This is a genomic window from Pseudomonas sp. P106(2024) (assembly GCF_057480815.1).
In genome coordinates this window covers 21,129-35,363 of record NZ_JBLIYU010000020.1, presented here as the reverse complement: position 1 = coordinate 35,363, position 14,235 = coordinate 21,129, and the positions used below count along the sequence as shown (strand labels likewise).

The 14,235-nt window shown below is 64.5% G+C and carries 14 protein-coding genes; 6 read left to right on the top strand and 8 right to left on the bottom strand.

Annotation, left to right across the window (positions count from 1 at the left end; genetic code table 11):
* Positions 1-47 precede the first annotated feature (47 nt).
* The 3 genes from AC25M7_RS23185 to radA form a co-directional block, all read right to left on the bottom strand.
* Entirely contained in the window at positions 48-1,037 is a 990-nt protein-coding gene (locus AC25M7_RS23185) for a FecR family protein (RefSeq protein WP_486971511.1), read from the bottom strand.
* A 68-nt stretch (positions 1,038-1,105) separates the two neighbouring features.
* Positions 1,106-1,609, bottom strand: coding sequence for an RNA polymerase sigma factor (locus tag AC25M7_RS23180; protein ID WP_028691338.1), 504 nt, complete (start codon positions 1,607-1,609; stop codon positions 1,106-1,108).
* 72 nt (positions 1,610-1,681) lie between these two features.
* A complete protein-coding gene (radA, locus tag AC25M7_RS23175) occupies positions 1,682-3,049 on the bottom strand; it encodes a DNA repair protein RadA (protein WP_028691337.1) in 1,368 nt (455 codons plus the stop codon).
* Positions 3,050-3,226: 177 nt separating this feature from the next.
* On the opposite strand from radA, the gene mscL reads away from it, so the two are divergent.
* Positions 3,227-3,640, top strand: coding sequence for a large-conductance mechanosensitive channel protein MscL (gene mscL / locus AC25M7_RS23170; protein ID WP_011535791.1), 414 nt, complete (start codon positions 3,227-3,229; stop codon positions 3,638-3,640).
* 68 nt (positions 3,641-3,708) lie between these two features.
* On the opposite strand, the gene AC25M7_RS23165 is transcribed toward mscL, so the two are convergent.
* The gene (locus AC25M7_RS23165) at positions 3,709-4,485 is read right to left on the bottom strand and encodes a ferredoxin--NADP reductase (RefSeq protein ID WP_069017054.1); all 777 of its coding nucleotides are present in this window, start codon (positions 4,483-4,485) and stop codon (positions 3,709-3,711) included.
* A gap of 215 nt (positions 4,486-4,700) precedes the next feature.
* Between AC25M7_RS23165 and AC25M7_RS23160 the strand changes: the two genes are divergently transcribed.
* The gene (locus tag AC25M7_RS23160; RefSeq protein WP_028691335.1) at positions 4,701-5,405 is read left to right on the top strand and encodes an autoinducer binding domain-containing protein; all 705 of its coding nucleotides are present in this window, start codon (positions 4,701-4,703) and stop codon (positions 5,403-5,405) included.
* Between the two features lie 98 nt (positions 5,406-5,503).
* The gene (locus AC25M7_RS23155) at positions 5,504-6,628 is read left to right on the top strand and encodes a methyltransferase (RefSeq protein ID WP_028691334.1); all 1,125 of its coding nucleotides are present in this window, start codon (positions 5,504-5,506) and stop codon (positions 6,626-6,628) included.
* 91 nt (positions 6,629-6,719) lie between these two features.
* Here AC25M7_RS23155 and AC25M7_RS23150 read toward each other — a convergent pair whose 3' ends face one another.
* The 3 genes from AC25M7_RS23150 to AC25M7_RS23140 are packed head-to-tail and all read right to left on the bottom strand — an operon-like array spanning position 6,720 to position 9,318.
* Entirely contained in the window at positions 6,720-6,860 is a 141-nt protein-coding gene (locus AC25M7_RS23150) for a DUF2474 domain-containing protein (RefSeq protein ID WP_036986195.1), read from the bottom strand.
* 12 nt (positions 6,861-6,872) lie between these two features.
* Positions 6,873-7,880: a cytochrome d ubiquinol oxidase subunit II gene (gene cydB, locus AC25M7_RS23145; protein WP_028691333.1), complete on the bottom strand. Its 1,008-nt coding sequence runs from the start codon at positions 7,878-7,880 to the stop codon at positions 6,873-6,875.
* A 1-nt stretch (position 7,881) separates the two neighbouring features.
* Positions 7,882-9,318: a cytochrome ubiquinol oxidase subunit I gene (locus tag AC25M7_RS23140; RefSeq protein ID WP_280092667.1), complete on the bottom strand. Its 1,437-nt coding sequence runs from the start codon at positions 9,316-9,318 to the stop codon at positions 7,882-7,884.
* 343 nt (positions 9,319-9,661) lie between these two features.
* Here AC25M7_RS23140 and AC25M7_RS23135 point away from each other — a divergent pair, with 343 nt between their 5' ends.
* From AC25M7_RS23135 to trmA, 3 genes are all read left to right on the top strand, one after another.
* The gene (locus tag AC25M7_RS23135; RefSeq protein WP_028691331.1) at positions 9,662-10,882 is read left to right on the top strand and encodes an MFS transporter; all 1,221 of its coding nucleotides are present in this window, start codon (positions 9,662-9,664) and stop codon (positions 10,880-10,882) included.
* A gap of 217 nt (positions 10,883-11,099) precedes the next feature.
* Positions 11,100-12,395 (top strand): NCS2 family permease, encoded by a 1,296-nt coding sequence (locus AC25M7_RS23130; RefSeq protein ID WP_028691330.1) that lies wholly within the window; start codon positions 11,100-11,102, stop codon positions 12,393-12,395.
* A complete protein-coding gene (gene trmA / locus AC25M7_RS23125; protein WP_028691329.1) occupies positions 12,392-13,477 on the top strand; it encodes a tRNA (uridine(54)-C5)-methyltransferase TrmA in 1,086 nt (361 codons plus the stop codon). The genes AC25M7_RS23130 and trmA overlap by 4 nt, the downstream gene beginning before the upstream one ends.
* A 147-nt stretch (positions 13,478-13,624) precedes the next feature.
* On the opposite strand, the gene pcaG is transcribed toward trmA, so the two are convergent.
* Positions 13,625-14,230 (bottom strand): protocatechuate 3,4-dioxygenase subunit alpha, encoded by a 606-nt coding sequence (gene pcaG / locus AC25M7_RS23120; protein ID WP_028691328.1) that lies wholly within the window; start codon positions 14,228-14,230, stop codon positions 13,625-13,627.
* Between the last annotated feature and the right edge of the window lie 5 nt (positions 14,231-14,235).

Here is a 14,235-nt window from a genome sequence, read left to right as displayed (position 1 = left end):
GAAGAAGTCAGTAAATAAAATTGAAAGTTTTTTTGCCGAAGCCGGGTTCAGTAGAGCACGGCCACGCCTGGAAGCTCGATCAGCCGGGCCTTGAGCTCTTCACCGAGCACCACCGGGGCGGTGCCTAGCTGGTCGAGGCGGAAGACGCCGCTGACCTCACGCCGAGCCAATGCGTCACTGGCGACCACTAGCTGACCTGCGCGGTAGCGATTGAGCCGGGCGACCACCTCGGCGAGCGGCTGGCGTTCGAACACCAGCACCCCGCGCTGCCAGTCCGTAGCCCGCCGCAGGTCGTGACCCGGCCAGGGCCGCACCCCCTTGCGCTGGTCATAGCGCAGACTGTCGCCCTGCTCCAGCACCTGGCCGGCCTGCCCTTGCAACGGCGGCGCCTGCAGCTCGACCGCAACACTGTGCTCCAGCATGCCGACCCAGCCCCCTTCGACCGCAGCGCCAACCACGAAGCGAGTGCCGAGGGCGCGGCTGGTAGCCCCGGCGTATTCGACCACGAACGGGCGTGCGTCCTGGGCCGTGACCGGTGCGGCAGTGAAGATGGCTTCACCGGCCAGCAGACGCACGCGCCGTTCCCGCTCATCGAAGGCAAGTTGGAGGGCGCTGCGGCTGTCCAGTTCCACCTGACTGCCATCGGGCAGGGTCACCCGGCGCACTTCGCCGATCCCCGTGAGGTAGTCCGCGCGCCAGCCCAGCCATGCCTGCGGCCCCTGTTGCACGGCCAGTACTGCCAGCAACAACGCCGCCGCGCTGGCAACAGCCCGGCGCAACCGAGGTCGCCGTCGCCGCATCGGGCTGCCCTGGAGGGGAGTCGTGGGGCGAGCGCTCGAGACGGCGGGCAAGCGTGCCAATTGCCCAAGGTCAGCCCAGGTGGCCTGGGCAAACCCATAGGCACGGGCGTGCCGGGGATCGCTGGCGCACCACTGGTCCAAGGCGTGCTGCTGCGCCGGGCTCAGGGGACCGGCCTGCTGCAGCACCACCCACTCGGCGGCCTGCTCGCGGATGGCTTGCTCGTTCTGGCTGCTCACACGGTTCTCTCGCGATCTGGTTATGTCTGGGCTGACGTCTGAAGCGGCATTTGTCAGTAAACCGTTGGTCATTCGGTTTCCTGCAGGCACTGCATCACATAGGCCAGGGCCTTGGCCAGATGCTTTTGCACCGAGCTGTCGGAGATCCCCAGGTGCCGGGCGACCTCGGCGTGGGTCATGCCCTCCAGGCGGTTCAGGCGAAAGATTTCCCGGGTGCGCTCGGGCAGCTCACCGAGGATCGCCTGCAGGCGGCGCAGGTGCTGTTCGCGCACGGCCTGCTCCTCAAGCCCAGGGGTGTCCTCGACGATCGCCTCGAAGGCCTCGTGGGGCACCGTGTCAGTCTTGCGTCGCTGCTGCTGGCGCACGTGATCGATCATCAGGTTGTGCGCCGTGCGGTACAGGTAGGCCTGGGCGTTTTCGATGGGCTCGTGACGCTGCTGCTCGGCCAGGCGCAGGAAGCTGTCCTGCACCAGGTCGGCCGCCAACTGCGGGTCGCGCACCTTGCGCGAGAGCAGGCCCTGAAGGTTTTTCGCGTGCTTTGTGAACAGCCGCTTGAGGTCGAACTCCGCCACACGCTCTCCATGGGGTGGTCGCAAGGTGGCGGTATGCTACTGGTTATTGAGAATCACTTGCAAGAAACGGCATCACTCGAAGAGTGCATCCAGCGCCTGTTCCAGACGGGTCACGGCAATCACCTGCAAACCGGCGGGTGCCTCCTTTGGCGCGTTGCCCTTGGGCACGATGGCGCGCTTGAAGCCATGCTTGGCCGCCTCCTTCAGGCGCTCCTGGCCACTGGGCACCGGCCGCACCTCGCCCGACAGGCCGATCTCGCCGAATACCAGCAAGCCATGGGCCAGCGGACGGTTGCGCAAGCTCGACATCACCGCGGCCAGCAACGCCAGGTCGGAGGCGGTTTCCAGCACTTTCACACCACCGACGACGTTGAGGAATACATCCTGGTCATGGGTGGGGATGCCGCCGTGCCGGTGCAGCACCGCCAGCAGCATGGCCAGGCGGTTCTGGTCCAGGCCCAGGGTCACCCGGCGCGGGTTGGCCAGGTGACTGTCGTCGACCAGCGCCTGGACCTCCACCAGCATCGGCCGGGTCCCCTCCCAGGTGGCCATGACCACGCTGCCGGGTACTTCTTCCTGGGTGCGGTTGAGGAAGATCGCCGAGGGGTTGGAGACTTCCTTGAGGCCGCGGTCGGTCATGCCGAACACGCCCAGTTCGTTGACCGCGCCGAAGCGGTTCTTCACTGCCCGCAGCAGGCGCAGGCGACCATCGGACTCCCCCTCGAAATACAGCACGGTATCAACCATGTGCTCAAGCACCCGGGGCCCGGCCAGCGAGCCTTCCTTGGTGACGTGGCCGACCAGGAAGATCGCCGTGCCGCTCTGCTTGGCGTAACGCACCAGCAACGCCGTACTCTCGCGCACCTGGGCGACGCCGCCCGGGGCCGACTGCAACTGCTCGGTGAAGATGGTCTGGATCGAGTCGATGACCATCACCCGCGGCTTTTCCTGGCGCGCGGTGGCGATGATGGTCTCGATGCAGGTTTCGGTCATGACCTTGAGCTGGTCCTGGGGCAGGCCCAGGCGCCGGGAGCGCATGGCCACTTGCTGCTGCGACTCCTCGCCGGTGACATACAGCGCCGGCATCTGCGTGGCGATGTTGCACAGGGTCTGCAGGAGGATGGTGGACTTGCCGATCCCCGGATCACCGCCGATCAACACCACCGAGCCGTCCACCAGGCCACCGCCGAGCACGCGGTCGAGTTCGGTGCTGCTGGTGGTGAAGCGCGGAATCTCCTCGACACTGACTTCGGCCAGGGTCTTGATCTGTGCCTGCTGCCCGGTCCAGCCGGCCCGCCCGCTCGGCGCCGCGGCGCCGCCGCTTTCGATCATGGTCTCGACCAGGGTGTTCCAGGCACCGCAGTCACCGCACTGGCCGGCCCATTTGGGGAAGGTCGCGCCGCACTCTGTGCAGCCATACAAGCGCTTGGCCTTGGCCATGGGCGGGTCTCCTGGGAAAAACCGCCATGATAGCCGAACACGGACGTGTCCCGGAGGCAGCGGCAGGCGACAAAACTATTCGCTCTAAACACAGTCTGTAGCTGCGAACGTCACGCATGAAGCGTTTTAGTGGCTTACACTGCGGTTACCTCTCCATTCGTAACAAAGGAATACAGCATGGGCATGCTCAGTGAATTCAAGGCCTTCGCGGTCAAGGGAAATGTCGTCGACATGGCGGTAGGTATCATCATCGGCGCGGCGTTCGGCAAGATCGTCTCTTCCTTTGTCGGCGATGTGATCATGCCCCCCATCGGCCTGCTGATCGGCGGGGTGGACTTCAGCGACCTGGCCATCACGCTCAAGGCCGCCGAAGGCGATGTGCCCGCAGTGGTGCTGGCTTATGGCAAATTCATCCAGACCATTCTCGACTTCATCATCGTCGCCTTCGCCATCTTCATGGGCGTGAAGGTGATCAACCGCCTCAAGCGCGAAGAAGCCGTGGCCCCGACCGCACCGCCGGTGCCAAGCGCCGAGGAAACCCTGCTGACCGAGATTCGCGACCTGCTCAAGGCGCAGAACCGACAGCCCTGAAGCACAAAACGACTGGGGCCGCTTCGCGGCGGCCCCAGTGACGACGATCCTTAAGGCGCCGTTGATCCTTACCAGTAGTTCTCCACCGCCACCTGCCCCGGTCGCTTGCTCAGGCTCAGCTGCAGGTCGCGCGCCTTGAGCACCTTGCGTGTCTCGTCGATCATTTCCGGGTTGCCGCACAGCATGACCCGCGAATGCTCCGGCGACAGCGCCAGCCCCGCCGCCTTTTCCAGCTCACCGTTCTCGATCAGCGTGGTGATCCGCGCATTCAACGCGCCCGGGTGTTGCTCTCGGGTCACCACCGGGATGAACTGCAGCTTGCCCGCAAACTCCGCCAGGTAGTCGCGCTGCTCCAGCGCGGCGATCTCGTCCACATACGCCAGCTCCTTCGCCTCGCGCACCGAGTACACCAGCTTGATGTTGTCGAAGCGCTCCCAGGCCTCGAAGTCCTGCAGGATCGACATGAACGGCGCAATGCCGGTGCCGGTGGCCAGCAACCACAGGTCGCGCCCCCCCACGAAACGGTCGAGGGTCAGGTAGCCGAAGGCCTGACGGTCGATCAGCAAGGTATCGCCTTCACCCAGGCGGCTCAGTTCGCTGGTGAATTCACCGCCCGGCACCACGATGGAGAAGAAGTCGAGGAACTCGTCATGGGGCGCACTGACCATGGAATAGGCACGCCAGGCCACGCTGCCATCGGCCTTGCTCACCCCGAGGCGGGCGAACTGGCCGGCGCGGAAACGGAATCCGGCATCGCGTGTGACACGCAGGGAAAACAGGTTGGGCGTCAGGGGCTGGACGTCGAGCAGAGTCTGGCGGGTGAATTTGTCGGCGCTGGCGGTCATGACGGGCTCCATGGATCAGATGCGCACAGTTTCGCGCAAAGTGCCCCAGATAAACACCGTCGGTTTGTAAGGTATCGCTTATGAGTGATCGCAATCAGCTAAAAAAGCGTAACAGCTATAGCAAAAAAAACCAGCGCAGACTTAGGAGATTTCCTACACTTCGTTCCATGAAATGCCGACATTGGATCCAGCGCCAAGCGACGGGAGCTTCATCGATGCCACATTGGAAAAGCGAGCAGCTCCAGCAACTGCTGGATGAACAAGAACCGAAGGAGCTGTTCGGTCAAGCGGTGAAACTGGCCCAGGCGCTCAACATGGAGTTCGTTGGTTTGGCACTTCACCTGCATGTGGCAGCCCGTGGCCCACAGGTGATCCTCTACAACAACTATCCCGGTGCCTGGAATGAGCGTTACCAAGCTGAAGACTTAATCAAGATAGACCCAACAGTATCAAAATGCCATCATACAACACTGCCACTGGTCTGGAACGACGATCTCTACTGTGAGGTGCCACAACTGCGCGAAGCCGCCACCGCGCTTGGCATGACCCATGGCTGGAGTCAGTCGGTACATGACCAGCAGCACAACGAGAGTCAGTTGAGTGTCTCCAGGCCCCTGGGGGTAGTCACCCGCGAGGAACTCTTCGCGAAGAGTGCCCAGGTAATGTGGCTGTGCAACACCTTGCACGCCGTGCTCAGCACACATCATCTGCAGAAGTTCAGCCCGGTGCCGCAACTGAGCGAACGCGAACTCGAAGTGCTCAAGTGGTCCGCAGCGGGCAAGACCGCCGCCGACGTGGCGATGATCCTCTCGCTGTCGACCAGTACCGTGAATTTCCATATCCGCAGCGTGATCACCAAGACCAACGCCTCCAACAAGGCCGGCGCCATCGCCATCGCCGCCCTGCGCGGCCTGCTCTGACAGCCCGTCCCCCACCCAGGCGCAAAGCCCTGTAGAATCACCCGCCGCAAGCCCGCCGCGCAGCGCGCCGGGCAGGATTCGCAGCAGAGCCCCACGTCATGCCCCTGTTCAACAGCCCCTTCGCCGACCTCGACCTGATCCGCCAGCCGGCCCAGGCCAATGACCCGCTGCTGGCCTTCGACGCCGCCGACCAGTACCTGCTGGAACACCTGGCCGCCCAAGTGCCACAGGCGAGCTGCAGGGTGCTGGTGCTCAACGACAGCTTCGGCGCCCTTGCCGCGAGCCTCGCGGGGCATGTGCAGGTGACCAGCAGCGGCGACTCGCACCTGGCGTACCTGGCCCTGGAGAAAAATCTGGCGGGTAACGGCAGGCCGTTCGACAGCGTGCCTTTCATCCCCGCCAGCGAGACCTTCCCTGGCCCGTTCGACCGCGTGCTGGTGCGCGTGCCCAAGACCCTGGCACTGCTCGAGGAACAGCTGATCCGCCTGCAGGGCCAACTGGCGCCCGGCGCCCAGGTGATCGCCGGGGCCATGATCAAGCACCTGCCCCGCGCCGCCGGCGACCTGATGGAAAAGTACATCGGCCCGGTCCAGGCCTCGCTAGCGCAGAAGAAGGCGCGTCTGCTGATTGCCAGCGTCGGCGAACGTCCGACCGCACGCTCGCCCTACCCCAGCCGCTACCGCCTGGACAGCCCGGCCCTTGAGTTGGTCAACCACGCCAATGTGTTCTGCCGCGAAGGCCTGGACATCGGCACCCGCGCCTTCCTGCCGCACCTGCCACGCGACCTGGGCCGTGCCCGGATCGCCGACCTGGGCTGCGGCAATGGCGTGCTGGCGATCGCCTGCGCCCTGGCCAACCCGGATGCGCAATTCACCCTGGTCGACGAGTCGTACATGGCGGTGCAGTCGGCGCGGGAGAACTGGCAGGCGGCGCTAGGCGAGCGCGAGGTCACGATCAGGGCCGCGGATGGCCTGGCCGGCCAGGAGAAACAATCGCTGGACGTGGTGCTGTGCAACCCGCCGTTCCACCAGCAGCAGGTGGTGGGCGACTTTCTCGCCTGGCGCATGTTCCAGCAGGCCCGGGAGGCGCTGGAAGTCGGTGGGGCGCTGTACATCGTCGGCAACCGCCACCTGGGCTATCACAGCAAGCTGGCGCGGTTGTTCCGAGGGGTCGAGCAGGTGGCGGCGACGCCGAAGTTCGTGGTGCTCAAGGCCCGGAAATAAACATCCAGTAGAAAACGAGAAAAGCCCGCTCCTACTGGTCCTGTAGGAGCGGGCTTGCCCCGCGACCGGGCTGCAACGCAGCCCTCGCAACCTAGTGGGTACTAAGGCCGGCAGCACTCATGAACATGCGCATGCCATAAGCCACCACCCCAAGCGCCGCCACGCTCAGCCCCCAGATCAGCACCAGCCAACCCAGGCGTTGCCAGAGCGGCTTTTTTTCTTCGACGTTCATCACGATGCGCTCCTAGTGATAGCCATCTTCATGGGTCACCTTGCCGCGGAACACGTAGTAGCTCCAGTAGGTGTAACCAAGAATGAACGGCAGGATGAACAGCGTGCCCACCAGCATGAAGCCCTGGCTCTGCGGTGGCGCCGCAGCGTCCCAAATGCTGATGGACGGCGGGATGATGTTCGGCCACAGGCTGATGCCCAGTCCGCTGTAGCCCAGGAAGATCAGCACCAGGGTCAACAGGAACGGCGTGTAGTGGGCATCGCGTGCCACCGCCCGCAGCAGGCCGTAGAACGTCACCAGCACCAGGATCGGCACGGGCATGAACCAGACCAGGTTGGGCATGCTGAACCAGCGCTCGGCGATCTGCGGGTAAGCGATCGGCGTCCACAGGCTGACCACACCGATGACCGCCAGCAGCACCAGCGCCAGTGGCCGAGCGATGTCATGCATCTGCTTCTGCAATGGCCCTTCGGTCTTCATGATCAGCCAGGTGCAGCCCAGCAGAGAGTAGGCGACGATCAGGCCCAGTCCACTGAACAGCGTGAACGGCGTCAGCCAGTCCAGGGTGCCGCCGACGAACTTGCGGTCGACCACCTTGAAGCCCTCGATGAACGCGCCCAGGGCCACGCCCTGGAAGAAGGTCGCCACCAGCGAACCCCAGATGAACGCCTTGTCCCAGATGTGGCGTTTGTTGGCCCGGGCCTTGAAGCGGAACTCAAAGGCCACGCCCCGGAAGATCAGCCCCACCAGCATCAGGATCAACGGCAGGTACAGTGCTTCGAGCACTACTGAGTAGGCCAGCGGGAAAGCGCCGAACAGTGCCGCGCCGCCCAGCACCAGCCAAGTCTCGTTGCCGTCCCATACCGGGGCGACGGTGTTCATCATCACATCGCGGTCATGCTCGTCCTTGACGAAGGGGAAGAGCATGCCGATGCCCAGGTCGAAACCATCCATCACCACGTACATCATGACGCCGAAGATGATGATCACGGCCCAGATCAGCGGAAGATCGATACCCATCTCAGTTCCCCTTGCTCAGGCTGGCGGAGTCGGCCTCATGGCCGTCATCGGCGGCGGACAGCGGCCGCGCTGGCGTGCGTTTCTGGCCAGGGCCTCCGGGGGGCTGCGTGTCGCCCTCGCCTGTGTGCGGACCTTTGCGCACCAGACGCATCATGTAGCCGAGCCCGGTGCCGAACAGGGCGAAATAGACCACAACGAACATCACCAGAGTGAAGCCGAGTTGCGCATAACTGTGGTTGGACACGCCGTCGGCGGTACGCATCAGGCCGTAGACAACCCAGGGCTGACGACCGATCTCGGTGGTGAACCAGCCGGCGAGGATGGCGATCAAGCCAGACGGGCCCATCCACAAGGTCAGGTAGAGGAACGGACGCGAGCTGTACAGCGTGCCGCGCTTGCGCAGCCAGAGGCTCCACAGGCCAACGAAGATCATCAGCATGCCCAGACCGACCATGACCCGGAACGACCAGAACACGATGGTCGAGTTGGGCCGGTCCTCGGGCGCGAAATCCTTCATCGCCGGGACCTGCTTGTCCAGGCTGTGGGTGAGGATCAAGCTGCCAAGCGCCGGGATCTCGATCTTGAAGCGGGTGGTCTCGGCCTGCATGTCGGGAATGCCGAACAGGATCAGCGGGGTCGGCTCGCCGGGCTTGTTCTCCCAGTGGCCTTCGATGGCGGCGATCTTCACCGGCTGGTGCTTGAGGGTGTTCAAGCCATGGAAGTCACCGATCACCGCCTGCACCGGCGCGACGATCAGCGCCATCCACATGGCCATCGACAGCATCTTGCGCACCGCCGGGTTGTCGCGCCCGCGCAGCAGGTGCCAGGCCGCCGAGGCGCCGACGAAGAACGCGGTGGCGACGAAGGCCGCGGTGGCCATGTGCATCAGCCGGTAGGGGAACGACGGATTGAAGATCACCGCGAACCAGTCCACCGGGATCACCTGGCCGTTGACGATCTCGTAGCCCTGGGGCGTCTGCATCCAGCTGTTGGAAGCGAGGATCCAGAACGTCGACACCAGCGTGCCGAGCGCCACCATGCACGTGGCGAAGAAGTGCAGGCCACGCCCGACACGGTTCCAGCCGAACAGCATGACGCCCAGGAAACCGGCCTCGAGGAAGAAGGCGGTCAAGACCTCGTAGGTGAGCAAGGGACCGGTGATGGAGCCGGCAAAGTCGGAGAACTGGCTCCAGTTGGTGCCGAACTGATAGGCCATGACCAATCCCGAGACCACGCCCATGCCGAAGTTGACGGCGAAGATCTTCGACCAGAAGTGGTAGAGGTCACGGTAGGTGTTGTCGCCGGTCTTAAGCCAAAGGCCTTCGAGGACCGCCAGGTAGCTCGCCAGGCCAATGGTGATGGCCGGGAACAGGATGTGAAAGGACACGGTAAAGGCAAACTGGATTCGGGCGAGCTCTAAGGCTTCCAATCCGAACATGGTGCTTCCTCTTCAGGTAATCCGGCGACCGGGCTCATGGCCTGTCGCCCACTGCCCCCACGGGTATCGAGTGCGGCGCGTTGGAATTGTTCTGTTCGATCGCGGGGATTCCGGCCCAAGGGCCAAGATCGTTGCATCTGGAACGATTGATCCAGATCAACGACTGAATGGAAGCATAGTCCCGAATGACCCATCCGGATGTGTGGTTGATTGCCGCGTGACCGGTTGCCTCACCCTCTTTCTTCGTAGATGAAACGTTGATCCACGCCGCTTTCAGCAACCATTTGTTACAAACAGATGTTACGCTGCAGCCCCCTCTATTTCCGAGGTCGCAGGCCTAGCGATGTCCGATTCCGCCCCGCAACTGCTGCGCCATCACCGCCCCTTCCTCGCCTTCTGGCTGGCCCGCGTATTCACCGCCAGCGGCTTCCAGATGCTCACCGTGGCCATCGGCTGGCACCTCTACCAGCTCACCGGCAATGTGCTCGACCTGGGCCTGGTCGGGCTGGTCGAGTTCGCCCCGCGGGTACTGTTCATGCTGCACACCGGGCATGTCGCCGATCGCTATGACCGACGCAAGGTCGCCGCCCTGTGCCAGACCCTGCAGGCGCTGATCGCCCTGGCGCTGGCCGTGGGCAGCTTTACCGACAACGTCAGCCGTGAACTGATCTTCGTCCTGGCCTTCCTGCTGGGTGCCGCCCGCTCGTTCGAGATGCCGGCGACCCAGGCGCTATTGCCCAACGTGGTGCCGCCCGGACTGTTCCCCCGCGCGGTGGCGGCCTCGGCCTCGGCGACCCAGGCGGCGACCATCGTCGCCCCGGCGGTGGGCGGCCTGCTCTACGCCCTCGGCAGTACCTGGGTGTACGGTCCGACCGTAGCCCTCTATCTCATTGCCTGCCTTTTGACGCTGAGCCTCGATGCCCGTCGGCAGCAGCCGCAGCCAGGCAGGGCCAACCTCGACTCGCTGCTGGCCGGGATCCGCTTCATCCGCAGTCGTCCGGATATCCTCGGCGCGATCTCGCTGGACCTGTTCGCCGTTCTGCTCGGCGGCGCCACCGCGCTGCTGCCAGTGTTCGCCAAGGACATCCTGCTCACCGGCGCCTGGGGCCTGGGCCTGTTGCGCTCAGCGCCCGCCGTCGGGGCATTGCTGATGTCGCTGTGGCTGGCGCGCTTCCCGGTGGAACGCAAGGTGGGTCTGACCATGTTCACCGCAGTGGGCATATTTGGCGTGGCGACCATCGCCTTCGGCCTCTCGACCTCGTTCTGGTTCTCATTGGCGGTGCTAGTGGTGCTGGGCGCGGCAGACATGATCAGCATGGTCATCCGCAGCGCATTCGTGCAGTTGGAGACGCCGGACGAGATGCGTGGCCGGGTGAGCGCGGTGAACGGATTGTTCATCGGTGCCTCGAACCAGCTCGGCGAGTTCGAGTCGGGCGTTACCGCGCACTGGTTCGGCACAGTGCCGGCGGTGGTGCTCGGTGGCGTGGGCACACTGGTGGTGACCGGGGTGTGGATGAAGCTGTTCCCGACGTTGACTCACCGCGACCGGATGCATAACGGCTGATCGGTTGCCTGTGCCGGTCTATTCGCGGGCTTGCCCGCGAAAGGGCCGACACAAGCTACAGAAAGCCCTCTCCCCAATGGCCATAGGCCCCCGCCATCCTTGCTGGTATGATGCGCGGCTTTTTTCCGCCCCACACAAAACCACGGTATCCGGTACGGTCTGTGCTTTGCTGTTGGGGTCGATACATTCACGGCGCGAGGGCGCCCGGGGAGCAGGCATGCTGGAAAGGCTGTTTCAACTAAAAGCACACGACACCAATGTGCGCACCGAGATTCTCGCGGGCGTCACCACCTTCCTGGCCATGGCCTACATCCTGTTCGTCAACCCGAGCATCCTCGGCGAGACCGGCATGGACAAGGGCGCGGTGTTCGTCGCCACGTGCCTTGCCGCGGCCATCGGCTCGGTGACCATGGGCATCATCGCCAACTACCCGATCGCCCTGGCGCCGGGCATGGGCCTGAACGCCTTCTTCACCTACACCGTGGTCCTGCACATGGGCCACACCTGGCAGGTGGCGTTGGGGGCTGTATTCCTCTCGGCAGTGCTGTTCTTCCTGCTGTCGATCTTCCGCATCCGCGAGTGGATCGTGAACAGCATCCCGCTGCCGCTGCGCTCGGCCATCGCCGCGGGCATCGGCCTTTTCCTGGCGCTGATCGCCCTGCATAACGCAGGTATCGTCGTCGATAACCCAGCAACCCTGGTGGGCCTGGGCGATCTCAGCAAACCGGCACCGATCCTCGCCACCCTGGGCTTCTTCCTGATTGTCGCCCTCGAGTCGCTGAAGGTACGCGGCGCGGTGCTGATCGGCATCCTGGCCGTGACCGTGGCCTCGATCGTGATGGGGGTCACCCCGTTCGGCGGCGTGGTCTCGATGCCGCCGTCGCTGGCCCCGACCTTCCTGCAGCTGGACATCGCCGGCGCCCTCGACGTTGGCCTGATCAGCGTGATCTTCGCCTTCCTGTTCGTCGACCTGTTCGACAACTCCGGCACCCTGATCGGTGTGGCCAAGCGCGCCGGCCTGATGGGCAAGGACGGCCACATGCCGAAGATGGGCCGCGCCCTGATCGCCGACAGTACCGCCGCCATGGCCGGGTCCCTGCTGGGTACCTCGACCACCACCAGCTACATCGAGTCGGCGGCGGGCGTGAGCGCGGGCGGGCGCACCGGCCTGACCGCCATCGTGGTCGCCGTGCTGTTCCTGCTGGCGCTGTTCTTCGCCCCGCTGGCCGGCAGCGTGCCGGCCTTCGCCACCGCGCCGGCCCTGCTGTTCGTCGCCGTACTGATGGCCTCGGGCCTGGCCGAGATCAACTGGGACGACGTCACCGAAGCCGCGCCGGTGGTGGTGACCGCCCTGGCCATGCCACTGACCTACTCGATCGCCAACGGCATCGCCTTCGGCTTCATCGCCTGGACCGCCATCAAGCTGATCTCCGGCCGTCACCGCGACCTGAACCCGGCGTTGGTAATCCTGTCGATCCTGTTCGTCATCAAGCTGGGCTGGTTCCCCGCATGAGTGCTGTCCTGGATCCTTCACAATACGACGCGCAACTGGCGGCCAAGGCCGCCCGCCTGCGCGAGCTGCTGGCCCCGTTCGGCGCGCCGGAGCCGGCGCTGTTCGACTCACCGCGCGAGCACTATCGCCTGCGCGCCGAATTCCGCCTGTGGCGCGAGGGCGGTCAACGTCACTACGCGATGTTCGCCCCGGGCGAGAAGCACAAGGCAATCCTGATCAACGATTTTCCCATCGCCAGCGAGCGCATCAATGAACTGATGCCACGTCTGAAGGCCGCCTGGCAGGGCAACGAGGCACTCGACAATCGCCTGTTCCAGGTCGAGTTCCTCACCACCCTGGCCGGTGACGCGATGGTCACCCTGTGCTATCACCGCCCTCTGGACGAAGCCTGGGAGGCTGCCGCGCAGCAACTGGCCAGTGACCTGAACGTCAGCGTGATCGGCCGCTCCAAGGGCAAGCGCGTGGTGATCGGCCGCGACTACGCCGTGGAAAAACTCGACATCGCCGGGCGCACCTTCAGTTATCGTCAGCCCGAAGGCGCCTTCACCCAGCCCAACGGCGCGGTGAACCAAAAGATGCTCGGCTGGGCCTTCGAGGCCATGGGCGAGCGCCAGGACGACCTGCTGGAGCTGTACTGCGGCAACGGCAACTTCACCCTGCCGCTGGCGACCCGCGCGCGCCAGGTACTGGCCACCGAGATCAGCAAGACCTCGGTCAACGCCGCCCTGCATAACCTCGACGAGAACGGCGTGGATAACGTGCGCCTGGTGCGCCTGTCGGCCGAGGAGCTGACCCAGGCGCTGAACGAGGTCCGCCCGTTCCGCCGCCTGGAAGGCATCGACCTGAAAAGCTACGACTTCGGCACCGTGTTCGTCGACCCGCCGCGCGCCGGCATGGACCCGGACACCTGCGAGCTGACCCGTCGCTTCGAGCGCATCCTGTACATCTCGTGCAACCCGGAAACCCTGGCGCAGAACATCGCCCAGCTGCACGATACCCACCGTATCGAGCGCTGCGCGCTGTTCGACCAGTTCCCTTATACCCATCACATGGAAAGCGGCGTCCTGCTGGTTAGGCGCTGACCTTCAGATCGCCGGGGCTGGTTTGCAGCCCATCCGACCGGTCCGACGCCTCGGCAAGGCCGCTCCAGGGAATCGCGTACTCCTGAGCGGCCTTGCCGAGGCGTCGGACCGGTCGGATGGGCCGCAAAGCGGCCCCTGAAGCTTCAGTCAGAAATCGAAGAACACCGTCTCCCCTTCCCCCTGGATACGGATATCGAAACGATACGCCGTCTTCCCCTCTACCTCGCAACGCCTGGCGATCAGCGTCTCGCGCCGCTGCGGCTGCTCGATCAGGTTGAGCACCGGGCATCGGGCGTTCGCCTCACCCTCGTCATCGAAGTACAACCGTGTATGCAGGTGGATGTTGATCCCCCGGGCAAACAGGCTGATGTTGATGTGCGGCGCCATCGGCACGCCCGCGGCATTGTTCACCACACCCGGCTTGACCGTATGCAGGGTCCATTCGCCGGCATCGAAGGTGGTCGCGGTGCGGCCGAAGCTGTTGAAGGCGTTCTCGTGGTTGAACTCATCCTGGTAGCGGCCATCGGCATCAGCCTGCCAGACCTCCAGGAAAGAGTCGCGCACCAGGTGGCCGTTGCCGTCGTATACCTGGCCGAGCAACAGGATTTGTTCGCCCGGCGCCTCGGGGGTGGCCAGGCGGTTCCAGATTTCCTGGTCGCGGGTCGGGTTGCCTGCGGCTTCCAGGGCCAGGCCGATGTGCACATAGGGGCCGGCGGTCTGCGAAGGGGTTTCCGGCAGCAGTTCGATAGGCATCACGG